Genomic DNA, 24008 nt, shown 5'->3' with positions numbered 1-24008 from the left:
CCTTTGCGCGAAAAATTTCTTAATCTATTGTATCTGGATCAATACCCATTTCTCGCAAACGCGCTGCTAATTTTGCAGCTTTGTCTTCTGCTTGTTCAGCCCTTAATCTTTCTAATTGGGCTTCTTCCTTGCCCACTAATAATAAATTACCTTCCTTATCCCACCAGCGCAGCCAAAGTTGTTCAGGATTATTTAAGTAACTTCCTTGCCATAGTCCTAATTCTACACCTAAAGGGGGAATGGGATAATGTCCGCGTTCGTTAGGCTGCATTTTTTGGAAAGAGAAATCTACCAAATGATAAACTTCTAATTTATCATTATTCACTTCATAAATGGCATAATAGGGAATGCGGATAATGCGTTCATATACCCAAAATTTACCAGGTTTTTCACCTTCCTGTAAACCAGCTAGAGGAGTTGTATCTCGTTCTTCGTTACCATTACCACTGGCTAATTCTATCGCAATTAATGGGGGTATATATTCCCGCCATAATACATAAGAACGGCGAATTTTACCTGCTAATGTTGGTGCTACATCAGGGACATAAAACCAGTCTGGTGCTACTGTACCTTTTTCCGGGGGTTCAGTTTCTCGCCAATAAATTCCACAATCTTGACCTATACAAAATTGTCCATCTGGATGTAACTTTTGTAAAGTTTGAATTATTGAGTCTGTGATAATTATGCTTTGGGGATGTTCTTGAAAGTTCTTCACAAACGTACCATCAGACTCTGGTAATTGAGTATGATCAGGAAACTGCGGTGGTATAGCAATATCAGCCAGGGTTTCACTCATACTATTTAAGGTATTGCATTTATTGAAATAGTATAACTTGCAGATCGTCGGCTTTGCATGCTGTATGTATGGCTATATACCTGAAAAATATGAATATTTACCAAATTACTGAATCATAAAATCCCATAATTATTTTATCTGCTGTAATTAAATCAGCCTGATATTTTTCAGCCAAAGCAACAATAACCCTGTCTGCTGGGTCTTTATGACTCCATTCTAAAGCAACACTTTCTAACCATAAATTTTCTCAATGGGAATTATTGTAATCACATCAGATTTTTTTAAAGTCTCCAGATAAGTTGTTAAGGAAACTCCTAAATCTAACTTTTGATTTTTAATTTTAATAGCGATTTCCCAAAGCGAAATAGAAGCAACCAAACCATTTTTCTCAACTTCCATCTTTTCACAAGCTGATTTTGCTAGAAGAGAAAGTTTATCTGGATCAAGACTCCACCAAATTAAGGGACAAGTATCTAAAACAATAGTCATATCCCTCCCCATTCTTCAGTTGTGGGTGTGGTGATATCTTCAAAATATTGAACTTTACCGCGAAGGGGACTAAATAATTCTGCCGTTGAACTTTTTACACCAATATTTTCCGGTGTTGTAGTTTCTATAAAAGTGATTAAAACTTGGTTTTCTAAGATATTATTAGGAATTTCAGCTAACTCAATTTTTCCATTTTTATAGATTCCTTTCACAGTTTGTAACATTACTAATTATCTCCTTTTCTTAGTGTTTTTTATATTATAACTCTCTGCGACTCTGCGCCTGGAGCGTGAAAAAAAACAAAGACACAAAAACGCACAGAAAAACCCTTTGCGTCTTTGCGTCTCTGCGTGAGATATTTCTTAACCTACATTAGCAACATAAGGACTAGTCAACTTATCCAATTGCTGAGTTAACAGACTGAGGAACAAACCCACATCAGTCACCACACCTACAGATTCTATTGAACCGCGATCGCTCAATTTAGTCACTACCGCTGGGTTAATATCCACACAAACCATCTTCACACCTGCTGGAGTCATATTCCCTACACCGATAGAATGCAGCATAGAAGATAACATCAAAATCATATCCGCACCTTGGATGATTTGAGAATATTCCTGTTGTGCTAAAATCAAGTTCATTTGGGTATCAGGTAAAGGGCCATCATCCCGAATCGAACCAGCAAGGGAAAAGGGAATGTTATTTTTCACACATTCATACATCACCCCACTTTTCACTACTCCTGCTTCTACAGCTTTAGCGATGCTACCAAAACGACGGACAGTGTTAATCACCTTCAAATGATGTCGGTGTCCACCACGTACAGCTACACCCCGCTTCATATCTACACCCAGGGATGTACCCAGCAGATTTTGTTCCATGTCATGGACAGCGATCGCATTTCCGCCCAAAAGACCTTGAACATAACCTTCTCGAACCAAGCGACATAGATGTTCACCACCACCAGTATGAATGACCACAGGCCCAGCAGTGACAACTACTTTACCGCCACTGTCCTTGATTTTACGTAATTCCCAAGCAACTTGTTCAACGACTAATTCCACCCGTCTTTCACTGGAAACACCAGAAGACATAAAGCTGAATTCTTGGGAGTTGCGTTGTTCCCGCGATTCGGCTTTGCGGACGGTGCGAATACCTAAAACATCAACTACGACGCGATCGCCTATTTCCAAATCACGGAGTAGTTTACACTTAGCTACTATACCATTAGGAGTTTGAGAAATTGCGATCGCGCCATCCATGCGTTGATTCTGCACTTTCAGCCATTCCCCATTTACCCGGATTTCAGTGGGATAAATCGTGCTGACATAGAAATCATCAGGAGCGACACCCGCTTGTACCACAGGTTCTAATTTAGCATCCCGTTCATCTTGGGGTAAATCAACTGCACCCAAATCAATCAACTGAGATATAATCTCTTCCATCACTTCGTGAGATGGTGCAGATACCCTCACCTCAGCCGCAGATGTACTTTGACGTTGTTCTCCCAAGTTGAATTTGAGGACTTGGAAACTTCCCCCCATTTCCACAATCAAATCTAAAGCACGGTTAATCAAACCTGCATCTAGCAAATGTCCTTCCATGCGGATGACACGACTTTCTACAGATGCATTAGCGTGAATTTCCTCACCAATTGGTTCTGTCACCCGTAAAGTCAAGCATTTAGCCGCACCACCAGCTTTGAGGAATTCCGTTAACGGTGTTTCAATGACTTGGAAACCAACTTCAGCCAAACGTGATTTTAAACTATCACTGGCTTTGTTCATAATCACGATGCTTTCCACATTCACCGCATTACAAGCGAAGTTAACAGCATCAGCTTCAGTAATGGCTATGCGCTTTTCTGGTGCGACACGCATTTCAATCACGCGGTTGGAATAGGAATCAAACGCACCGGGATAATACAGCAAATAACCATTTGCTAAAGGACAAAAGCAGGTGTCAAGGTGATAAAACCGCTCATCCATTAAGCGTAGAGAAATCACCTCAATGTCTAGCCATTTAGCCAGGTAGGGGTGAGAATCTAATTCTGACCGAAAACCGTATCCAGCCCATAACCAACGCCCTTCTCTGTCTAAGAGTGCGTCACCAGCACCTTCAAAGGGTAGGTCTTTGGGAAGTGTGTAAACATTATAACCGTTTTGTTCAAACCATTGTTGAAAATACGGTTCTTCACCTTGGCGTTCTTTATGTAAAAAGCGGCTGAGAACGACGTTTTCACCGAGGACTAAACCCGCATTGGCACTAAATACCATGTCAGGCCAGCCTTTCTCTGGTGCAACTAAATCGACAATGGCGTGATTTTTGATAACATTGTATAATTTATTCCATTGCTCCACAGCGCGATCGCGTGACGACTTGTGAATATTCCCTTCCATCCACGGATTAATCACATAATCCACATCGTAATGGTCGGGAGCGCACATTAAAAATCGAATTTGGGAAACCATAAAAATTTTTACTTCGCTTTTCAGTAATCTCTTCTAGATACAGAGTTTTGGTGTTCTCAGTCTGTCAAATCTGCTACTTAACCTCTACCTTTTGTTCTTGGTAGGCTTTACAAGGATATCGCTCTTATTCTATTACTGCTATAAGAAAATTGAAGGGTAGGAGTAAAAAAGGTTTATGAAGAGATGTCAATTGCTGGCTTTTAGCTTCAGGCTTTGGGTATATTTCCTTTAATTTTAATTAAGGTGTGTATGGCGTGTATTAAATAATTAAGTATCTTTAAGCAAAACGACTTATTACAAACGCTTAGATTTATAGTAAGGTAAAGACTAATACGATTAATCAAGATACAAAGCAGGTAGCATGAAAAGTCTAAAAAATATAGCTTTTGTATTTGCAGTGTTATTTTCTACAGTCACTACATCTTCTATAGCTGTAGCAGCCAAAAACCATCAACAGGCTAATTTAGCAACACGTAACAGAAAAACAGTTACAAAAGTCAAAATAATTAAAAAAAATGCAGTTAAGAAAGCAGTCAAGAAATCTCCTTTAATCTTAGTTTTTGGTAGAGACACTTGTAGTAGAACTACATATATGAGACAACAATTAGGAACCAATAAAATTGCTTTTAAATATAGAAATGTGGATGATCCAGTTGTAAATAATCAAATGTGGAATTTACTGAGACGCTATGAATTAAAATCTAACTATGTCAGCTTACCAGTAGTGTATGTCAAAGGGAATGTGTTCCTAAATCCCACGCTTGGGGATGTTAAAAGTAAAATTTAAAGTATTAAAAATTGTCAATTGCAATTTTCCAATTTCACTAAATACACCTCATTTTACGCGAGATATCCTGCATAAATACTGTTTGGAGTTAGAAATTAATGTGGCTGTAGACAATTAAATATTATCTAAGTATTTGTTGAATTTTTTCATGGTGTCGTTTAATGACTGAGCAAAAGCATAAACATACTACAGAAACTGTTCGTTGTGGGCATTGTTGCAGTAAAACTCTGATGAAGGTTATTAGTGAAGGTGAGTATACAACAACATTTTTAGATGATAGAGAAGAAAAATATTATCATTTTCGTGATGTTCAAACTTTGGTTTGTCCGAATTGTGGACGATTCAATGTTATTTTAGAGGAATTCAATACCTTTGATTCAAATTATGAAAGTAGAAATACACGGTTTTTATATCCTTATTTAAAAGAGTTTGCTAATAAATCGCGTGAAACTAGAAATATTATAAATACATATAGAGAAGCTAGAACTTGCCTAGATGCTAATCTATGCACAGCAAGTGTAGTAATGTGTCGAAAAACAATTGAAATGCTATGTTTATATTTTAAAATTGAAGACCCATATACATTACATGGCAAGCTTGCAATAATGAGAGAGAAAGACATTATTGATAATAAATTTTATGAATGGGCTAATGCTTTAAAGTCTTTTGGTGATGAAGCTGTACATACATCTGAGCAATTTTCTGGAAAAGATGCTGAAGATATTGTTGATTTTACATACGCCTTAGTTGAATATTGTATTGATTTTAATGACAAATTTGAAAATTTACTTGAAAGACGAGGAAAAGTACAACCATCTCCAGATTTAGAAACAATGACTTTGACAGATGAAACTATTAACAATCTCGTCCAAAAACTGGATGACAATGAAACATCAGCAGTACGGTACTATGCGGCTAGTACACTCGCTAAAAGAAATATGGAAATTGACAAAGTAATCCCAGTATTTGTGAGTCTAATCATTAGTTCTAAATTTAGTAAAGATGCGACCAATTATTTAAAATCTATTGGTTCAGAAGCTATTCCAGGACTCATCAATGCTTTAGAAAATCATACTAGCCATAATGTTCGCTCTGCGGCTGCCACCATATTAGGCGATATCGGCACAAATAACCCTGATGCAATAGAATCTCTTGTTAAGGCATTGAAAGATGAACAACCAGATGTTCAGCATAAAGCAGGAATAGCACTGGAAAAACTTGGTAATATTGCTATTGATACTTTTGTTAAAATATATCCTTTACCACCAGGCTCATAATCTTATTTGTATTATTTAACAAACAATAAATTTAGAATCTGGCGATCGCTCCATCATGGTAAATTGTTACACAGGTCAATACCTTGTCCATTTTCTGTAGGTTGGGTTAAGCGACAGCGCAACCCAACGAATTTGTTGGGTTTCATGCTTCAACCCAACCTACAAATCAAGGCTTTTTCCAATTTCGACAAGGTATTGACAGGTAATCCCTAAATTATACACGGTTACTTTGTTTAGTCATAAAAATTTGGGTATTCACCATGATATTACAGGACTAAATGTTAATATTGTCATATTTTACAGCTAAAGCTACTGAGATATGAATAGAATACTCACCCTGAACAATTGTTAATATAAAGTTATGTAACAGTTTTGGCAATTTTCTTCCCATTAATTCATTTCTATGACATCATGAAATCTGAGAAGTAATTCGGCGACCGCGTTTGTTTTTAATATTGATAGGCTTTCTCCTTTTGGTACTTACAGACTTTTCTCCGAAACCTAAATCTCTACACTCTTATGATTTCGGAGACAATCTATGTCAATTTATGTAGGCAACCTCTCTTATGAAGTTACCCAAGATACCTTATCTGCTGTATTTGCAGAATATGGTTCTGTAAAACGTGTTCAGCTACCTACTGACCGTGAAACAGGACAACTCAGAGGCTTTGGTTTTGTGGAAATGGGTACAGAAGCTGAAGAAACAGCTGCGATTGATGCACTTGATGGTGCTGAATGGATGGGACGTGACTTGAAAGTAAACAAGGCTAAACCCAGAGAAGACAGAGGTCCTTCTGGTGGTGGAAGCCGTGGTGGTTACGGTGGTGGCGGCGGTTCTCGTAACCGCTACTAAAAATATAAGGACTTAAGTCTTTTAGCTAAAGCATCGGTTTTAGCAATTTAGTAAAATTGAGAATCGGCTCAGGTATTAATACTTGAGCCTTTTTCATGAGTTTAAGTAGCTTGGCACAATTATAGCAGGAGTCAGGAGTCAGGAGTCAGCACTTCGACTACGCTCAGTGACCGGAGTCAGGAGTAAAACCCTCTTGTAGTGGGAGTTTCATTATCAATTGATGTCCTAACCACCCTGTCCACGGCTATAAATATAAAACCTCTCTCCAAACCTCTCCCCTACCAGGGGAGAGACTTTGACTCCCCCTTCCCTGGTAGGGAAGGGGGTTGGGGGGTTAGGTTTATATTATATTTTTTAACGCCCACTTACTTATTTTGATAAGTTTATAATTATGGTTCAGGGGAAACTTGGACAATTAATTTTCCCATTTTATTCCCATCAAAAAGTTTGAGAATCGCCTTGGGTGCATTTTCTAATCCCTCGACAATCTCCTGATTGTATTTGATTTTCCCCTCTTGTATCCATTGTCCGATGTCCCGAAAAGCAACATCCCATTGCTGAACATAATCAGAGACAATAAAACCTTGTACCAGCACACGCTTCATTAAAATCTGGCTGAAATTATAGGGGCCAGGTACAGGTTCTTGAGAATTATAAGTGGAAATCAAACCACATAAGGGAATGCGTGCATTTAAATTTACTTGTGTCAAAACAGCGTCAAGAATTGCACCACCAACATTCTCGAAATAGATATCAATTCCATTGGGGCATGATTTTGCTAAAGCGGGGATTAAATCGGCGGTTTGATAGTTAATTGCAGCATCAAAACCGAGTTCTTCTAACAACCATTGACATTTCTCGTCGGAACCGGTGATTCCCACCACACGACAACCTTTAATTTTGGCAATTTGTCCAACTATAGAACCAACTGCACCAGAGGCTGCTGATACAACTACAGTTTCTCCAGCTTGGGGTTTTCCAATATCCAGCAGACCAAAATAAGCTGTACAGCCAATAAAGCTGAGAGGCCCCATAAAGGCTATGAGGGGAACAGGTAAAGGTGTCGGTAGTTTGACGAGGGAAAGGAGGTTTGGAGGGGAAATTAGGGCGTAATCTTGCCATCCTAGCAGCCCCGAAACCATATTCCCTGGTTGAAAGTTGGGATTTTTGGATTCTTCAACTACACCCAAAACTAAACCACGCATTACTTCTCCAAGTTCCACGGGAGGCATATACTGTGGTCTATCACTCATCCAAATGCGATTAGTAGGATCTAGGGAAAGATAGATATTGCGTACCAGTACTTCACCATCTTCAAGGCTGGGAATTGGTTCTTCCCGATACTCAAAATCACTTTCTTTGATGTCACCTACAGGACGTGCAGCCAAGCGCCACTGACGATTTATCGATTTTTGCATAAGTTTGAGTTTGGGTGTTTTAAAGAACAAAAGCATCTATCACTGTGAATACTTTGGCAGATTGGCAGGTATGTTTGGAAAAACTCATCATAATAATGGGGCAGTGGATAATGTCGTATCCTGTTGAATACTGATTATTTGTATCAGGCATTTCTGTGGTGTCAGCGCAAGATTAGTCACAAAATGCTAATTTGGGAAAATATGAGTGATTTGTATTTCCCTAAATCTACCAATGCCTTATCTTACCGCTGCTGGAGAAATTCGTTCTCTAATCGCTAAATATACCAAAGCTAAGACTCTGTGGATAGATACAGAAGTTGCTGACTATAAAAGTCGTAATCCGAGATTATCGCTGATTCAGATATTAGATAATCCTCATGATATGACCGGCAATAGTGTTTATATTTTGGATGTCTTAGATCAGCCTGATGTGATTGCCGATTTTACGCTGCAAATTATGTTTAATTCGGCTATCGAAAAAGTTTTTCATAATGCTAGTTATGATCTGAGACTTTTAGGAAGTAAGAAAGCTAAAAATATTACTTGCACTTTAGAAATGGCTAAAAAAATCCCTTATCATTTTCTGCCATTACCTAATTATCAACTTAAAACTCTGGCTACTGCACTTTGTAATTTTCACAATATTGATAAACAAGAACAAAGCGGTGATTGGGGAATAAGACCTTTAACTGAAGACCAGATAGAGTATGCTTACTTCGATTGCATTTATTTGGCTCAAGTACACTTGCAGTTATTGGCTTTAAGTTCCCAAATTATCTCAGATCCGGCAACGGAAGATTTAGCAACAATTTCTGAAAGATATACGAAAATTGAACAGCAGCGAAAGCTAATAAATTCGGAATTTGATTATTTACAAGAACGTTTAAAGAAAGCAATGCAATTTCAAAATATTTCCGAGAATGAATATTGTCAACTCAGCCATTATGACCGCAAATCTGTAAAAGTTAAGTTTAGCGAATTGGTTAAATTGGTGGAGAATCAAGATATTGATTTGGATTTTCCGATTACTCTGACTGAGAAATTGCAAAAAGATTTAGGGAGAAATTTGGAACAATTAGATGTAGATATTGAAAAAACTACTGTTTGGCGAATAATTGCTAAGAATCAGGAAGATGAAGTTAATAATGAGTAATATGTAAATATTACTATTTGATTTTGTTATTAGGGGTTTAGCATTGTTAAACTCCTATTTTTGGAGGCAAGTAATAATTTGTACTAGGAATGATTGAAGATGGCTATTATCATATAACAAATGTAGTTAAATGCACAATTTATTAATTTAAAACTGAAAGTGTTTATACATTAAATCTACAATTTAATGGTTAAATTTTGAAAAAGCTTTTAATTAAAAACAACAAGAATTAGATGATAAAGACTTGTTAATTACGTTAAAGCTTTTAGCAAAAGTTAAAATTGTGATGGAGTGAAATCAATAGATTGTGGTCATAATTTTCTCCAGGTGTGAATGCGGTTTATAAAAATTTATGAAATGGCAGTTATTGACACAGAAAAAGCAAGTGTTAGGCAGAATATGCACTATCGCAGTGGTTGCTGGTTTAAGTGGAATTTTATCCAGTTCTTGCAGTAGAAGTCCGGATGTATTGGTGACAGAAGTAGGAGTCAGTCCTCCCAATCTTCGTACAGCTAAAACAACGAAAGCCGGAGACTTTTATATTCAAGGACAGAATCAGCACGCTAAAGGTAACTCCCAAGCGGCTATTGCTGCCTATAGTAGGTCGATTAGCCTCAATTCTCAATATGCGCCGGCGTTCAAAAGTCGGGGATTGGCGTATTTTGATATTGGTAATAAAGAGGGTGCGATCGCTGATTATAACAAAGCCTTGCGTCTCAATCCCAATGATGCCGAGACTTACAACAATCGTGCCAATGCTATGGCATCTTTGGGAGATCAACAAAAAGCGATCGCGGATTACAATGAAGCTATTCGTCTAGCCCCTAACTACGCGGAAGCCTACAATAATCGCGGAAATGCCCGCGCTACCCAAGGAGACGCAAACGGGGCGCTGGAGGACTACACACAAGCCATTCGTATTGATTCCAATTATTCTATTGCCTACAATAATCGGGGCAATACTTACGCAGCTAGGGGAGAACAACAGAAAGCGATCGCAGATTACAATGAAGCCATCCGCCTCAATCCTAACTTTGGCCCTGCTTTTAATAACCGAGGCAATGCCTTTGCCGCTACTGGAGACAAGCGAGGGGCGTTAAAAGACTTACAACGTGCAGCCGCTATTTTTGACAAAGAAGGAAACAAAGACTTGTATCAACAAGTAATGAAGAATATCCAAGAACTGAGGTAATAATTCGTAATTCGTAATAGTGCCTACGGTCCCGCTAGGGATACGTAATTCGTAAACAGGGAACAGGGAACAGGGAATTCTTAATTTTCCCCGTGTCTCCGCGTCTCCGTGTCTCCGTGTCCCCCCATCTCCCCATCCCCGTGTCTTCTTTTATTCTTCAATTATTGGGGTGCGTAAATCTTCCACCAAAGCCTGAATTTCGGCTGATGGAGGTGGGGTAAAACGAGAAACTAAGAGGGTGACAATAAAGTTGATAATCATCCCTAATGTACCAATTCCTTCAGCCGAAACTCCAAAAAACCAAGGTGTCATCCCAGTAAATTTCACGCCGACGATGTAGATAATTGTAAATATCAAACCTGTTAACATTCCGGCAATAGCGCCTTGGGAATTGGTGCGTTTATCGAAAATACCCAAAAATATCACCGGGAAAAAACTAGCAGCAGCTAAACCAAAAGCAAAAGCTACCACTTCACTCACAAATCCTGGTGGATTTACCCCAAAATATCCAGCCATAACGATGGCAAAACCAACGACAACTCGCCCCACAAATACCCGTTTTTCTTCTGAAGCTGTGGAATCAAAAATGCGGTAATAAACATCATGGGCAACGGAACTAGAAATTACTAATAATAACCCTGATGCTGTGGATAAAGCAGCCGCTAAACCACCAGCCGCGACTAAAGCAATTACCCAAGGGGGAAGGTTAGCAACTTCTGGGGTTGACAGAACAATGATATCTTTATCAATTGTAATTTCGTTGGTTTCTTTACTCGGAGTTAATTGCAAACGTCCATCTTTATTTTTATCTTCAAAAGCTAGGAGTTTGGTTTTTTCCCATTTATTTACCCAATCAAATTTCTGTACTTCGGCAATTGTTTGATTATGCAAAGAAGTAATTAAATTATAACGAGAAAACATCCCGACTGCGGGGGCGGTGGTGTAGAGAATGGCGATAAATAATAACGCCCAACCAGCAGAAAACCGGGCTGCACGCACACTTTTAACTGTGTAAAACCGGACGATAATATGGGGTAAACCAGCAGTTCCTACCATCAAAGCAATGGTGATGAATAGGACATCTAACATTGACTTGTTGGCAAAAGGCTGGGTATATTCTTTAAAGCCTAAGTCCAGTTGAATGAGGTTGAGTTTATCGGCGATATCGCTGGTGGTAAAAGCCAGTTGGGGAATAGGATTACCAGTCAGTTTGTATGCGATCGCAATTGCCGGAATCAAATATGCGAAAATCAACACAATATACTGCGCTACTTGTGTCCAGGTAATACCTTTCATTCCTCCCAAAACCGCAAAAAAGCCGACAATGATCATCCCAATGATGACACCAGTATTGACATCGACTTGTAAAAAGCGGCTGAAGACAATTCCCACACCCCGCATTTGTCCAGCCACGTAGGTAAGAGAAACGAAAATGGCTGCAACTACCGCCACCAAACGGGCTATATTAGAGTCATAGCGATCGCCTACAAAATCGGGAACTGTGTATTTACCAAATTTCCGCAGATAAGGCGCTAATAATAATGCTAGTAAAACATAGCCCCCAGTCCAACCCATCAAATAAATAGAACCGTCATATCCCAAAAACGAAATCAACCCGGCCATGGAAATAAACGAAGCCGCAGACATCCAATCAGCCGCCGTAGCCGCACCATTTGCAATTGAAGGTATTCCCTGACCGGCAATAAAAAAGTCTTTAGTATTTTCTACTCTAGATTGCCAACCAATGTAAATATAGAGGACAAAAGAAAGTCCAACTAATACAATCGTCCAAAGTTCAACTGACACTAATTATCCTCACTTTTTGGTATTATATTTGCGGTCTAATTTATCCATTTGGAAGGCGTAAGTAAAAATCAATACCACAAAAACCAAAATTGATCCTTGTTGTGCCATCCAAAAGCCAAAGGGAACACCAAAAAAGCGAATTGCATTTAATGGTTGAACCAACAAAATACTAAAAACCAGGGACACTAAAGCCCAAATAATTAATAAAATCCTTATTAAAGCAGTATTAGCACGCCAATAAGCGCGACGCTGATCTTCGTCCATTTTTCTTTTATCATCATTGCATCACAGATAATATCAGCAAGTGGAGATAATGCTGTTTTATTTTGGCGTTTTTTTTGTTAAGTTTTCTATATTAAGTAGCTAGTTGTATTTTTTATGGTGATTTGTTGGTAAGTTAAATATATTTTTTTGTCTCACGCAGAGACGCAGAGGCGCAAAGAGGAAGAGAGAAGATTGGAGTTGAGAAAATGAAACCCAACATTGATTAATTTGATTGTTGGGTTAAGCTTCGCTTAACTCTTGTTCTTTATTCGATATATGATTATGTTTTTAATTTCCTTCATAGCATCTTTATAGTCTGTTTCCTTACCCTCTTTTTTATATATATTTGCGGCTGTTTGAAAATCTTTAATTGCACCCTGCTTATCTTCTAATTCAGAACTGGCAATACCCCGGTTGTGATAAGCACTGGCACAGTTAGGATCAATATTGATAGCCTGAGTGTAATCATCAATTGCACCCTGCTTATCTCCTAAAGCAGAACGGACATATCCTCGGTTTAAGTAAGAATCTACACAGTTAGGATAAATCTTGATAGCCTGAGTGTAATCATCAATTGCACCCTGCTTATCTTCTAAATAATAACGGGCTTCTCCTCGGTTGTAGTAAGCATCTTCATTATTTGGTTTCAGTTGCAATACTTGAGTATAATAACCGAAAGCACCTTGATAATCTTCTTTCTCAAGACACTCATCACCCAAGCGCATATATTCGTCAGCTTCAGAAGATGTCAAACTCTCTAAATAGCTGCGTAAACCCCCAGAATAAAGCAATTCATCTATTGCCACCAAGGCTTTACTAGCAGCCAATTTAATCATATTAGTTGGTAAAAATCCCGCCAAAATCAGATTGTATTCAGCCTGAGCCTCGCTGACTTCTTCTTGAATTAAAATACAAACTAGAACAGCATTTTTTTCAATTTCTTCTTGGCTAATTGACCATTGAATTTTATCAAATTTGCCATTACGGGCTTTAACCTGAATACCAATTGATGAGTCAGAAGTTAAGGTAAAATCAACTTTTCCATCACCACCAACGCGCTTTTCATAATCAACTTCCGTGACAAAATCAGCTAAACGGGATTTGACAACTTCCTCACCCAACTTCCCCTTCATGTTGTTGATAAAGTAATTTTTGGGGTCGGTTGGTTTATACTTTTTCACCATCTCCCAGCAAAAATCACGTAATTGGTCTAACCTTTTACCAGATATAACAGTTAATTCACTATGCTGGCCTTTTGTGTCACAACTGAGTAAGTCAGCAGATTTAAGTCTTTGAATAAAATCAGTCTGTTGTGCCTTGAGTGGTGTTGTCCAGTCCATATTGGTTTAAATTTGCTCTGATGTGACAAGGTATATAATTTTAGTATTCCCTATCAAGAGGCAAAAATCTCAAATATCTACTAATACTACAGAATCAAAACTTAACTCTAATTTAGCATCAGGCTTGATATGTTTATATCTTCTTTGCGTCTTTGCTCCTTTGCGCCTTTGCGCGAAAAATTTATATTAAATATCCCCGACTTGTGCTAAAAATCAGGGATATTATTTTTGTCAAGATTGAAACCAAAAACATCGAAGTTACTTTTAGTTAGAATTAGGATTATTTATCTCTTTTTCTAAAGCTTGAATTTGTTCTAGAGATAATTCCGTAACTTCAGAAATTTGTTCTAAACTCATACCAATTCCCAACAACTTTACAGCTAACTTTTTGGTTGCTTCAGCTATTCCTTCAGCTTTACCTTCAGCTTTACCTTTAGCGATACCTTTAGCTTCACCTTCTTCGAGAATTTCTTGATATATCACAGATTCTCGCATAATTTCACTCCTGAAAATCTTCCTAATTACATCTTTTTTTAACACAAGACCTGCTAAAACTGCACTAGCAGCAGCAATATTACCTTGTATCTTTTGATCTGTAATGGCTTCTACTGCTTCTCCTACTTGGCTTAATACCATTTTAGGATCTTTTGTTTGACTTAGCACTGCAAAAGGTAATAAACCTGGAACTGTCATAAATTGGGCTGTTGGTTGTTCCCACAGTCTAATTATCTCAAACTGATGGTAAGTGTTGTTTAATTTAAAACTATTTTTACTTACTAAGTCAGAACCTGTTTTTCGCAAATAGATGACTACTTGACGCATTTCTTTTTGAGGGAACCGACGATATACCCTAACTCGATAATCTAACATCCGAAAGGGCATATCTTCATCTGTATCGGTTTGAAATTCTGTATGTAGAACTAATTCATCCGATTGTAATAATATTAATGAATCGGCTCTAATTGGTTCACTAGAAAGTTCTGTAGGGCTAAGTTCTGTCAATTTGATTGGTGAACCTAGCAACCATGTAGCTATATCATCTTTATAATTTTCAGCTATGAATTTACAGATATTGTCATACATGGTATTTTTTTTAATGGCAAATATTGATATTTTAACATATTAAAACCTAAAAAGATTCAGGGTTTAGCATTACTAAACCCCTACAAAATAAATCAATTAACTAACAATAACTGACTTTTTACTGTAATATTCTGTTTGAGCATAAACACTAATTACAGTATCACCAACTAAGAAAAATGTCCCTTCCTGCTCTGATTTAGAAAACTGTAAATTGGGATATTGACTAGCAAGTTCATCAGCAGTCATGGCTTTTGCAGACATTTCATCTGGTAACAAACCAGTCGCACCTATATAAAAGACTAAAGGAGAAATATTTTCTTGGTAAATTTTTTCTGTGTACTCTTCTAACTTACCTTGCGCTGATGTCATGGCGTTGATAAGTTCTTCTTTATTTACAGGCGTACCAGCGTGTTTTGCTTGTAATAACAACCCTAAACTTCCCGCACCAATTTTGTTAAGAATTTCTGCAACTCTGCCATTTTGTTCAATTCCCAGAAAATCATCAAAAATCGGTTTCATCAAATCATCGACTTTGGTAAGTTTCATTCTCCCAGAAACGGCTTTAGCACGAACAGCGATATTTTCATTAAAAGCTAGTTCAAAGGTGGGTTTAGGAAAAATTTCTCCCGTTTCTTTGTCATACACTTCGTATCTTCTATCCAGAAACTGATTAGCAGAATACAACTTACTCAAATTGATAATTTCTGTACCACCAATATCAATTTTATAACTAATACGTGAATCAACTGTACCGTCAGATAACGCAGCTTTCAAGTCTGTATATTCGTTAGTGGTGGGAAAATTTAGATACAAACTTTTGGAAAGATAATGTTTTTTCAATTCTTCTATTTGCGCGGGAATAAATACATCTGATGCTTCCCGTAAATGAGCAGCAAGAATACTAGATACAACTTTGATTTCTGCTAGTTGGGAAAACAACCCATCAATAATGCTGTAAGTACCCTCAAAGCTAACCAAGGGTAAATTCTCTAACTCAATAGTATATTCTTTTTGAAAATCAAATTCTTCCCCATCAATAACTCCCACTGCTTTTAAATCATCAAAGGCTTTTTTACTACTAATTTTTACTTTCAAAGCCTTGACATTAATTTCTCCATCACTGACAATAGTATAATTATTGAAAGTCGTTAAATCATTTAATAACACACCTGCAACTTCTGTAATTGCGGTTTTATCTTCAACTTTCACCAGCTTTACTTTTTGCTGAATCAGCATATTAATAGTCGCTGTGTTGCGGTTAATATCAAAACTACCCATCTGCACATAATCACCTGGTTCAATATATTCTATTTCTAACCAAGGTTGAATTAGCTCTCCATTTTCTCCCCGCACCCCATTAACACGCTTGACACCTTTTCTTTGGTAAGTTGCTTGCAGATGTTTGAGGTTAATAATAATGTGTGAACGATGTTGTGATAAAATATCAATCAATGCCAAAATTGAGATTTTATCATTCACTTTCACATGATCTAAAATTTCATGTTCTGCTAAAACATGAGGATAAAAGATAGCAATATCTAAATCTTGAGTAAAGTTAGCAATGTCTTGATTTGTTAAAGCTTTTGCGTGTCTTGCTGTTAAAGTTGCGTTAAATGTACTAGCAAGAGCATATTTAGCAGTATTGAGATTTCCGTCTGCTAAATTAGCTTTCGCAAAAGCATAAACTGATTCATCATTTTGGACAACAGGAATATCTGTTAATTGAGTATAAGCATCTTTGGTAATTTGCTTATATTTATAGATATATGCCTCATCTTCGGGTTTCAAACCAAATATTTTTAAAGTTTGATTTGTGCCATTAATTTTCTTAGCACTATGGGATAAAAACACCTGATAACTATAGTCAGTAGCTAAAGGTTCTTCTATGACTATTCCTGTCGCTTCTTTTAACACATTTCCGGTATTATAAAGAGCATCATAGACTTCCTTAATATTGCCAGCTTGCAGACAAGAACCAGAAACCGAATTAGCAATTTTGGCTAGAAATTTAAAATCAGAATAGGGAGAATAAGCGATAGTGTTAACAAACACATCCAATTTTTGCAAATCATTACAAATGGCTTCTATTGCTTTCGCTTCTGAATTAAAACTGCTATCATTAGCATAGCCGTCACTGTGTAAAGTAATTGCTGTTAATTCACTAGGACGAATCAATTCTTGAGCTAATTTCAAAGATTGAGAAATACAAGTTGCACAACCAGCCTGAATGGCTTTAATTTTGGCAACATACAATGAATCTGGCTGCATTACCTCTTGAATAGGTATACGCTGGAAATGACAAGTAACATCACCCTTAGAAGAATAAGAAATCAGACTAATCACTAATTCGGAATTACTGTATTCATCCAGAGTCAAAAGTTTAATTAAAGTTTCCTTTAAAGCCTCAATAGCGCCATACATTGAACCGGAACGATCAATAATAATGATACTATGAGCTATCATCTTTTTAGGAATAGCATCAGGCTTAATTTCCAGATTAACTTTTTCAGCTAAATAGAAAGCTTTTTCCTTACCAGCCAGATTATAAACAGCAAACTTGGTTTTTTGACTTGCCATAATTTTGCGAATGGTAAATTTATACGGAATATTGTCCAGGATAAATCAATTTATACTGGTATGGAGCGATGTTGTAATATGTTGTAAAGACTATTATGTTGAAATCAACACTGGGAAAACTTCTTCTTTCCTCTCCGCGACTCTGCGTATTTATATAGTACAAGAATACTATACAAATGTCAAGTTAAGCTCAAAAAAGCTTTATATTTCTTCAGTTTTTGGTTAAAAACAGCGTCAAAGACCTTTCACAAAATTTCACAAAATATCTCTACCTACATTCCGCCTATATTAGTGATTTGTCTCACAAAGGAAATGTTTATTGTTTAATTATGGATTTTGTTGCTGGAGAAAATTGATTAAAACTGGTAGAAAGCTGTTTGCTTTTTTATTATGTATTTTACTTTGCTTATTTTTAGGCTGGTTAGTTTATTAATTCTTCCCAGTATTTGCACATTGCTAAACCTGCATTTATCACCCCAAACCATCACCAAAAAACCTCAGTGTTCCTCTGCGCTTACCTCCGCGAACCTCTGCGTTCAAAAACCTCTCTCACCTGTACCCTGTTCACACTCTATCAATCCAATAATCAGGAGGACATTGAAGGTGCATAACTGCAATGATTAAAATGCTATCATCCTTAATTCTCGAATTTTTTAGGAAATATGTGATGTGAAACTTTCGGAAAATCAGTACAAATTTACTATGTAAATATCAAGTTAAGATCAAAAAGACTTTACACTTCTTAATTCTTAGGGAACATGGCGCGAGACTTACGAGGATTCATTAAAATTCTAGAAGAAAGAGGACAATTAAAGCGAATTTCGGCTTTAGTTGACCCCGACATGGAAATTGCGGAGATTTCCAACCGAATGCTACAAAAAGGTGGACCGGGTTTATTGTTTGAAAATGTCAAAGGTGCATCCTTTCCCGTCGCGGTAAATTTAATGGGGACTGTGGAAAGGATATGCTGGGCTATGAATATGGAAAAACCAGAGGAGTTGGAAACCCTGGGAAAGAAGCTGAGTATGCTTCAGCAACCCAAACCACCAAAAAAGATTTCCCAAGCCATAGACTTCGGTAAAGTGCTGTTTGACGTGGTGAAAGCCAAACCGGGAAGAGACTTTTTTCCGGCTTGTCAACAGGTGGTACTAGAAGGGAATGATTTAGATTTAAATAGGTTACCTTTAATACGTCCTTATCCGGGAGATGCCGGAAAGATAATTACGCTAGGATTGGTAATTACAAAAGATTGCGAGACGGGAACTCCAAACGTCGGAGTGTATCGTTTACAACTGCAATCTCACAACACTATGACCGTACACTGGTTATCGGTGCGCGGGGGTGCGAGACATTTACGCAAAGCGGCAGAACGTGGTAAAAAATTAGAAGTTGCGATCGCTCTCGGTGTCGATCCTTTAATCATTATGGCAGCAGCCACACCCATTCCTGTAGATTTATCAGAATGGTTATTTGCAGGGCTTTATGGCGGTTCTGGAGTCCAATTAGCCAAGTGTAAAACCGTAGATTTGGAAGTTCCCGCAGATTCAGAATTTGTCTTAGAAGGGACAATTACACCAGGGGAAGTTTTACCAGATGGCCCCTTTGGTGATCATATGGGTTATTACGGTGGTGTGGAAGATTCGCCATTGGTGCGGTTTCAGTGTATGACACACCGCAAAGATCCAATTTATTTAACCACATTTAGCGGTCGTCCACCCAAAGAAGAAGCCATGATGGCGATCGCACTCAACCGCATCTATACCCCCATCTTACGCCAACAAGTATCAGAAATAGTCGATTTCTTCCTACCAATGGAAGCATTGAGTTACAAAGCAGCGATTATTTCCATAGATAAAGCATACCCTGGACAAGCCCGACGAGCAGCTTTAGCTTTTTGGAGTGCATTACCCCAATTTACTTACACCAAATTTGTCATCGTTGTTGATAAAGATATCAACATTCGTGATCCCCGTCAAGTCGTCTGGGCAATTAGTTCTAAAGTTGACCCTTCACGGGATGTATTCATATTACCAAATACCCCCTTTGACACCTTAGATTTTGCTAGTGAAAAACTCGGTTTAGGTGGGAGAATGGGAATTGATGCAACCACCAAAATTCCCCCAGAAACAGAACATGAATGGGGTGAACCATTAGAATCAGACGCTGATGTTTCCGCAATGGTAGAAAGACGTTGGGCGGAATATGGTTTAGGAGATTTAAAACTAGGAGAAGTTGATCCAAATTTGTTTGGTTATGATATGAAGTAATATCGAAACTTACCCCTCCTTTACGGGAGGGAGATTTGATATTAATATTAAAAACCTGGAGAACATAACCGGATATAAATTTCTCGATTTTTATCGGTAAAAGCCCTTCTTCCGTGCATGATTCTCGTATTATCAATCATGAGAATATCGCCTTTTTGCCAGGAAATATTGGTAGTAAGTCTTTCTGCTATTTCATTCAATTCATCCATAAGTTCATTAGGAATTTTTGAATCATCATCAAACTTCAAAACATCAGGATTTAACTGCATCGCTGGTAAAAGGCTATTAATAAAAACCTGATATTTTCCACATCTGCTAGGGATAACTACTGGACAAAGATATTCCAAGACAATTGATTGATCTTCATTTATTGTCAAATGTGTATCATTGCTTTTACACATCTCTTCTAACTCATTCACATCATCAGTTTTATATTTTTTCTGCCATTCCTCTTTCTGCATTTTGGCAGTAAACTTTAGCTTCTTCTGACGGAATAATTCCTTAGTTGAATTACTCAGTTCTGCAAAAAATTGCCTACCATCACATACAGTTGTTTCCCCATCTTGTGAAGCAGGATTAGCACAGAAAAACCATAACATCAAAGGAATATTTTTCTGATAGTACATTTCTCCATGCAACTTAATCTCTGTCTGGAAATCATTGACACTTAAAAGGGTATTATCTCCATTAATTACCCTTCTATTGAAAGCACCACCAGCATAATTTAAAAAATCAGTACTGAATAAATTGCTAAATTCTCTAAAAATGTCAGCATCAGTTGCAAATCCTCTCAATAGAAGAACCCCATATTCCTGATATAGGCTAATAATTGCTTCTCTGTCTATTTCCCAGATGCTTTTATTATCTACGTTAACAATTTGTTGACCTATTCTTTCGGAGACTGGTTGTGTAGTGATATTCATACTAATTAACAAATGTTTGTCAAAGTTAACACTTACTGCTATCTGCAACTATAAGCTATAGCAAAAGCTTATACTCAATCTTATCATATAGTTTCATTTACAAGTATCTACAATAAGTCTTACATGAAACAGATCAACCTACCAAATAAGAGAGATAGAGTGCTATCTATTTACGCAAATCACATATTTTCATACAATAAGTCAAACAAAATAACGCAGAACTATAATAAATGGATTGGATTACCCTGCTGCGATCGCTACAGTCGGACTTTCTGAAAAGGTTAACATCTGGTTGTCTACTTCACTGTCAAACCCCAGGTGAACATAGTGAATTAACTATTATATCTGGAGAAAGATTAAAAGCATTAAGAGATTTTTGTTGGTTGATGGCAGAAAAATATAAGCGGACTTCTCCAGTTCGTGACGTTTTTATTAACAACCTTAAAGGTAAATTAGGTGAAGAAGTAGTTAAAGAGCGTTTAGCAAATTTTATTACTGAAGTTGATTATGAAAAACGCTTCGGTGGTGATGGTAAAAGTGATTTTACACTCACTTCAGACTCTTCTATAGGTGTTGAAGTCAAATCTCGTCATGGTACTATTGATAAAGTTAGATGGTCAGTAGGTTCAGAAGAAGTACAAAAAAATGCGGTTATCGTCTGCATTTTGATTCAAGAAGAAGTGAATGAAGCCCAATCTAAATATCACCTTTTTTTAGCTGGTTTTCTCCCTACCCAAATGATTAAATTGAAAACGGGAAAAATTTCCTTTGGCATAAATCAATTGTTATATGGTGGAGGTTTATGGTGCTATCTAGAACAATTACAAGCTTCTACAAACCATAAAAATCAAGTTATTAAACCAAAACTACCCCTATCCCATCAGCAATTATTAAAACCCCCTGCTGATACAAAAATAGATAAATCTTCTGCACATGATTTAACTATTGATTATACAAAAATAGGTGATGAATATTTTAAAAAAGGCGAGTATGTAGCAGCAAATAATTACTATAATCAAGCATTGAAAATCAAATCTGACGATGCTGATATTTATTACAAGCTAGGTTTAGTTCATTATCAATTAGGTGATTTCCAGACAGCAATTGCAGATTATACTCAGGCGATTAATATTAATATTTATGATGGTAAAGCTTACAATAAAAGAGGTTTAACATACTATCAATTAGATAATTATCAAGCAGCAATTGAAGATTACACCCAAGCAATTAGAATTAACCCTGACATCGCCATTAATTACAAAAACCGTGCTGAAGCTCGTTCTCGCATCGGTGATAATCAAGGAGCAATTGAAGATTACACTCAGGCAATTACAATTAATCCTCATTATGCAACTACTCATAAAAATCGAGGAATTGCTCCCTATCTTCTAGATAATCAGCAAAAATTAATTCATACTAAAATTGCTCCCGATGATGCCATTGCTTATAAAAATAGAGGCGATACTCGTTCTGATTTAGGAGACTTTGAAGGTGCAATTTCAGATTATACCCAGGCAATTCAAATTAATTCTAATTATACAGATGCTTATTATAACCGAGGTAATTTTCATTCAGATTTAGGAGACTTTGAAGGTGCAATTTCAGATTATACCCAGGCAATTCAAATTAATTCTAATTATACAGATGCTTATTATAACCGAGGTAATGCGAGATTGGCAATAGGAGAAAAGCAAGGAGCAATTGAGGATTTTCAGAAAGCAGCAGACTTATATTGGAAAGAAGGAAAGTTAGAAGAACATAAAGATACCCGTGCCAGAATTTTAGATTTGGAAATAGAAAAATCATTAGATATTTTAAATTTCTAATACCCAAATCCTCTATTTCTCTAAAAAGTAGAGGATCTGAGAATGTTATAGTAAAAGTTATTATATTTGATTGATCAAACAAGTATTTGAATATGATTCTCAAATCAAAAAACTTTAGCCCTTTATTTGCGTTATTTTTCCTAGTCAGTACCACTTACTTTCATGATGTAGCCATAGCCTCTGTACCACAGCAGCAAGTTAATAGCCAAATTTCGCAACCACACCCAGTTTTTAAGTCAATTCTGCCCAAATTAAAGAAAAAAACTCAAATCAAGATTTTATTACCTAAGTATGTACCAGGATTGGGTGGAGAAAACCCAATTTACGCCATTATCGAAACTGCGACAAAAAACAAGTACGAAATATTACTGGGTTTTAGCCCAGATTGTAATGGTGGTACTGCCTGTCGTTTCGGTGTAATTACTGCTGAAGCTATCAATAGCAAAACCCCTAAACTTACTGGTAAAGCTATATCTTTAGGTAAAGGTATTACTGGCTATTTTGTAGATTTTCAATGTGGTGCAGGTTGTTCTGATGCTACCTTAACTTGGCGAAAAAACGGTGTGCAGTATGAGATTGGCTTAAAAGCAGGTAATCAGACTGAATTACTAGAAATGGTAAAGTCAGTAATTACACTCTAGTTAAAAAAAAGCAAATTGTATACAAAATAGGAGTAGCCACATACATAATGACGGTGATTGTAATCCGATGAATAACTCAATGATTTCTAGCCGCCAAGTAACAAAGTATTTGCAATTTCCAGCGTTATCAGTAATATTAGCTGCTAATTTAGGAATCACCGCCATAGATGCACCAGCTTTAGCTGAAACTACTACAGTTTCATCTGTCAAGAACAGTGTAACCTTTACCTGCAACGACACAGAAGCGACAATCAAAGCTAAAAATGGAGCAAACGTAACTTCTGGCACATCAACAATCTACATTGGTTATCAGCAAGTATCATCTAATAACAAAGACCCCCGCATCATCCGTTTTGATAAAGGTGTGAAAAAATGGTGTCGCAGCGACTACGAAACAACTGGTGATGATGGTAGTGGCTATGGACTGATTTGGAATGGAGAAAGTGTTTTATACGGCGTTTTCTCTTCCACTGGTAGCCAAACTGGTAATGATTTCCGGCGCTTTGCTAGTAGCCGTTGGCTACCCAGCTATGGTAGTGGTGGCAGTGCAAAAGTAGCAGTTATAGCCCGGATTGACCCCGCTAATGGAAACGTAAACTATGCCACATTTCTCACTGCCAGAAAGCCTAGTGATGGGAAAAGTAACACTTTAATTGTTAAGGGACTGTCATGGAATGGCACCACTTTGACTGTACAGTCAGATTCTTGGTGGAGTCCCCGTCGTCCTGATAAAAATTCCATGACTTGTTCTGGTTCGTCACCTTTTTCATATAAAGCAGTATTCTCTAGTGACTTAAAAACAGTTAATTCAGCTTCAGCAACTGGATGTAGTTAAGCACGAT

Annotated in this window: 20 protein-coding genes; 9 read left to right on the top strand and 11 right to left on the bottom strand. The window is 37.2% G+C overall.

Features of this window, described 5'->3' with window-relative positions; translation table 11 throughout:
• Positions 1–19: 19 nt before the first annotated feature.
• The 4 genes from H6G68_RS04485 to argZ form a co-directional block, all read right to left on the bottom strand.
• Positions 20–796: a Uma2 family endonuclease gene (locus H6G68_RS04485; RefSeq protein WP_190905554.1), complete on the bottom strand. Its 777-nt coding sequence runs from the start codon at positions 794–796 to the stop codon at positions 20–22.
• A 231-nt stretch (positions 797–1027) separates the two neighbouring features.
• A complete protein-coding gene (locus H6G68_RS04480) occupies positions 1028–1285 on the bottom strand; it encodes a PIN domain-containing protein (RefSeq protein WP_242045131.1) in 258 nt (85 codons plus the stop codon).
• On the bottom strand, positions 1282–1509 hold the full coding sequence (locus H6G68_RS26855; RefSeq protein WP_199332495.1) for a hypothetical protein: 228 nt from the start codon (positions 1507–1509) through the stop codon (positions 1282–1284). Before H6G68_RS26855 ends, H6G68_RS04480 begins: the two co-directional genes overlap by 4 nt.
• Positions 1510–1647: 138 nt before the next feature.
• Positions 1648–3759 (bottom strand): bifunctional arginine dihydrolase/ornithine cyclodeaminase, encoded by a 2112-nt coding sequence (gene argZ, locus H6G68_RS04470; RefSeq protein ID WP_190905553.1) that lies wholly within the window; start codon positions 3757–3759, stop codon positions 1648–1650.
• 361 nt (positions 3760–4120) lie between these two features.
• Here argZ and H6G68_RS04465 point away from each other — a divergent pair, with 361 nt between their 5' ends.
• The 3 genes from H6G68_RS04465 (at position 4121) to H6G68_RS04455 (ending at position 6676) form a co-directional block, all read left to right on the top strand.
• A complete protein-coding gene (locus H6G68_RS04465; protein WP_190905552.1) occupies positions 4121–4546 on the top strand; it encodes a thioredoxin domain-containing protein in 426 nt (141 codons plus the stop codon).
• Positions 4547–4707: 161 nt separating this feature from the next.
• Positions 4708–5823 carry a DUF4145 domain-containing protein gene (locus tag H6G68_RS04460; RefSeq protein ID WP_190905551.1) on the top strand — a complete coding sequence of 372 codons (1116 nt, stop codon included), beginning with the start codon at positions 4708–4710 and terminating at the stop codon, positions 5821–5823.
• Positions 5824–6361: 538 nt separating this feature from the next.
• Positions 6362–6676: an RNA recognition motif domain-containing protein gene (locus H6G68_RS04455; protein ID WP_127053740.1), complete on the top strand. Its 315-nt coding sequence runs from the start codon at positions 6362–6364 to the stop codon at positions 6674–6676.
• Positions 6677–7065: 389 nt separating this feature from the next.
• Here H6G68_RS04455 and H6G68_RS04450 read toward each other — a convergent pair whose 3' ends face one another.
• Positions 7066–8094: an NADP-dependent oxidoreductase gene (locus H6G68_RS04450; RefSeq protein WP_190905550.1), complete on the bottom strand. Its 1029-nt coding sequence runs from the start codon at positions 8092–8094 to the stop codon at positions 7066–7068.
• A 232-nt stretch (positions 8095–8326) separates the two neighbouring features.
• Between H6G68_RS04450 and H6G68_RS04445 the strand changes: the two genes are divergently transcribed.
• Both H6G68_RS04445 and H6G68_RS04440 read left to right on the top strand, forming a co-directional pair.
• Positions 8327–9247 (top strand): ribonuclease D, encoded by a 921-nt coding sequence (locus H6G68_RS04445; protein WP_190905549.1) that lies wholly within the window; start codon positions 8327–8329, stop codon positions 9245–9247.
• Positions 9248–9599: 352 nt separating this feature from the next.
• Positions 9600–10439: a tetratricopeptide repeat protein gene (locus tag H6G68_RS04440; RefSeq protein ID WP_190905548.1), complete on the top strand. Its 840-nt coding sequence runs from the start codon at positions 9600–9602 to the stop codon at positions 10437–10439.
• A 150-nt stretch (positions 10440–10589) separates the two neighbouring features.
• Here the strand turns inward: H6G68_RS04440 and H6G68_RS04435 are convergent, their stop codons facing one another.
• From H6G68_RS04435 to H6G68_RS04415, 5 genes are all read right to left on the bottom strand, one after another.
• Positions 10590–12245: a VC_2705 family sodium/solute symporter gene (locus H6G68_RS04435; protein ID WP_190905547.1), complete on the bottom strand. Its 1656-nt coding sequence runs from the start codon at positions 12243–12245 to the stop codon at positions 10590–10592.
• A 9-nt stretch (positions 12246–12254) separates the two neighbouring features.
• A complete protein-coding gene (locus H6G68_RS04430) occupies positions 12255–12509 on the bottom strand; it encodes a DUF4212 domain-containing protein (protein ID WP_190905546.1) in 255 nt (84 codons plus the stop codon).
• Positions 12510–12760: 251 nt separating this feature from the next.
• Entirely contained in the window at positions 12761–13849 is a 1089-nt protein-coding gene (locus H6G68_RS04425; protein ID WP_190905545.1) for a tetratricopeptide repeat protein, read from the bottom strand.
• A 264-nt stretch (positions 13850–14113) separates the two neighbouring features.
• Positions 14114–14932, bottom strand: a complete 819-nt coding sequence (locus H6G68_RS04420) for an Rpn family recombination-promoting nuclease/putative transposase (RefSeq protein ID WP_190905544.1) — start codon at positions 14930–14932, stop codon at positions 14114–14116.
• 96 nt (positions 14933–15028) lie between these two features.
• Positions 15029–17509, bottom strand: a complete 2481-nt coding sequence (locus H6G68_RS04415) for a vWA domain-containing protein (protein WP_190905543.1) — start codon at positions 17507–17509, stop codon at positions 15029–15031.
• Positions 17510–18267: 758 nt separating this feature from the next.
• Here H6G68_RS04415 and H6G68_RS04410 point away from each other — a divergent pair.
• Positions 18268–19776: a UbiD family decarboxylase gene (locus tag H6G68_RS04410; protein WP_190905542.1), complete on the top strand. Its 1509-nt coding sequence runs from the start codon at positions 18268–18270 to the stop codon at positions 19774–19776.
• A 47-nt stretch (positions 19777–19823) separates the two neighbouring features.
• On the opposite strand, the gene H6G68_RS04405 is transcribed toward H6G68_RS04410, so the two are convergent.
• Positions 19824–20699: a TauD/TfdA family dioxygenase gene (locus H6G68_RS04405; RefSeq protein ID WP_190905541.1), complete on the bottom strand. Its 876-nt coding sequence runs from the start codon at positions 20697–20699 to the stop codon at positions 19824–19826.
• A 230-nt stretch (positions 20700–20929) separates the two neighbouring features.
• Between H6G68_RS04405 and H6G68_RS04400 the strand changes: the two genes are divergently transcribed.
• The 3 genes from H6G68_RS04400 to H6G68_RS04390 all read left to right on the top strand — a co-directional run bounded on the left by H6G68_RS04400 (position 20930) and on the right by H6G68_RS04390 (position 24001).
• The gene (locus H6G68_RS04400; protein ID WP_190905540.1) at positions 20930–22525 is read left to right on the top strand and encodes a tetratricopeptide repeat protein; all 1596 of its coding nucleotides are present in this window, start codon (positions 20930–20932) and stop codon (positions 22523–22525) included.
• 92 nt (positions 22526–22617) lie between these two features.
• Positions 22618–23166 (top strand): hypothetical protein, encoded by a 549-nt coding sequence (locus H6G68_RS04395; RefSeq protein ID WP_190905539.1) that lies wholly within the window; start codon positions 22618–22620, stop codon positions 23164–23166.
• A gap of 67 nt (positions 23167–23233) precedes the next feature.
• Positions 23234–24001 carry a hypothetical protein gene (locus H6G68_RS04390; protein ID WP_190905538.1) on the top strand — a complete coding sequence of 256 codons (768 nt, stop codon included), beginning with the start codon at positions 23234–23236 and terminating at the stop codon, positions 23999–24001.
• The last annotated feature ends 7 nt before the right edge of the window (positions 24002–24008 follow it).

Origin of the sequence: Anabaena catenula FACHB-362 (assembly GCF_014698735.1) — a bacterium.
GTDB lineage: Bacteria > Cyanobacteriota > Cyanobacteriia > Cyanobacteriales > Nostocaceae > Anabaena > Anabaena variabilis_A.
Note: the sequence above shows the minus strand (reverse complement) of the source record. Positions and strands in the feature narration are given on the sequence as shown.

Bases quoted from the DNA above. Each gene is read 5' to 3' on its own strand.
- H6G68_RS04425 (WP_190905545.1), bottom strand. From the start codon at position 13,849: ATGGACTGGACAACACCACTCAAGGCACAACAGACTGATTTTATTCAA.
- H6G68_RS04465 (WP_190905552.1), top strand. From the start codon at position 4,121: ATGAAAAGTCTAAAAAATATAGCTTTTGTATTTGCAGTGTTATTTTCT.
- H6G68_RS04405 (WP_190905541.1), bottom strand. From the start codon at position 20,699: ATGAATATCACTACACAACCAGTCTCCGAAAGAATAGGTCAACAAATT.
- H6G68_RS04485 (WP_190905554.1), bottom strand. From the start codon at position 796: ATGAGTGAAACCCTGGCTGATATTGCTATACCACCGCAGTTTCCTGAT.
- H6G68_RS04480 (WP_242045131.1), bottom strand. From the start codon at position 1,285: ATGACTATTGTTTTAGATACTTGTCCCTTAATTTGGTGGAGTCTTGAT.
- H6G68_RS04410 (WP_190905542.1), top strand. From the start codon at position 18,268: ATGGCGCGAGACTTACGAGGATTCATTAAAATTCTAGAAGAAAGAGGA.
- H6G68_RS04395 (WP_190905539.1), top strand. From the start codon at position 22,618: ATGATTCTCAAATCAAAAAACTTTAGCCCTTTATTTGCGTTATTTTTC.
- H6G68_RS04420 (WP_190905544.1), bottom strand. From the start codon at position 14,932: ATGTATGACAATATCTGTAAATTCATAGCTGAAAATTATAAAGATGAT.
- H6G68_RS04400 (WP_190905540.1), top strand. From the start codon at position 20,930: ATGGATTGGATTACCCTGCTGCGATCGCTACAGTCGGACTTTCTGAAA.
- H6G68_RS04455 (WP_127053740.1), top strand. From the start codon at position 6,362: ATGTCAATTTATGTAGGCAACCTCTCTTATGAAGTTACCCAAGATACC.
- H6G68_RS26855 (WP_199332495.1), bottom strand. From the start codon at position 1,509: ATGTTACAAACTGTGAAAGGAATCTATAAAAATGGAAAAATTGAGTTA.
- H6G68_RS04430 (WP_190905546.1), bottom strand. From the start codon at position 12,509: ATGGACGAAGATCAGCGTCGCGCTTATTGGCGTGCTAATACTGCTTTA.
- H6G68_RS04460 (WP_190905551.1), top strand. From the start codon at position 4,708: ATGACTGAGCAAAAGCATAAACATACTACAGAAACTGTTCGTTGTGGG.
- H6G68_RS04445 (WP_190905549.1), top strand. From the start codon at position 8,327: ATGCCTTATCTTACCGCTGCTGGAGAAATTCGTTCTCTAATCGCTAAA.
- H6G68_RS04440 (WP_190905548.1), top strand. From the start codon at position 9,600: ATGAAATGGCAGTTATTGACACAGAAAAAGCAAGTGTTAGGCAGAATA.
- argZ (WP_190905553.1), bottom strand. From the start codon at position 3,759: ATGGTTTCCCAAATTCGATTTTTAATGTGCGCTCCCGACCATTACGAT.
- H6G68_RS04415 (WP_190905543.1), bottom strand. From the start codon at position 17,509: ATGGCAAGTCAAAAAACCAAGTTTGCTGTTTATAATCTGGCTGGTAAG.
- H6G68_RS04390 (WP_190905538.1), top strand. From the start codon at position 23,234: ATGAATAACTCAATGATTTCTAGCCGCCAAGTAACAAAGTATTTGCAA.
- H6G68_RS04450 (WP_190905550.1), bottom strand. From the start codon at position 8,094: ATGCAAAAATCGATAAATCGTCAGTGGCGCTTGGCTGCACGTCCTGTA.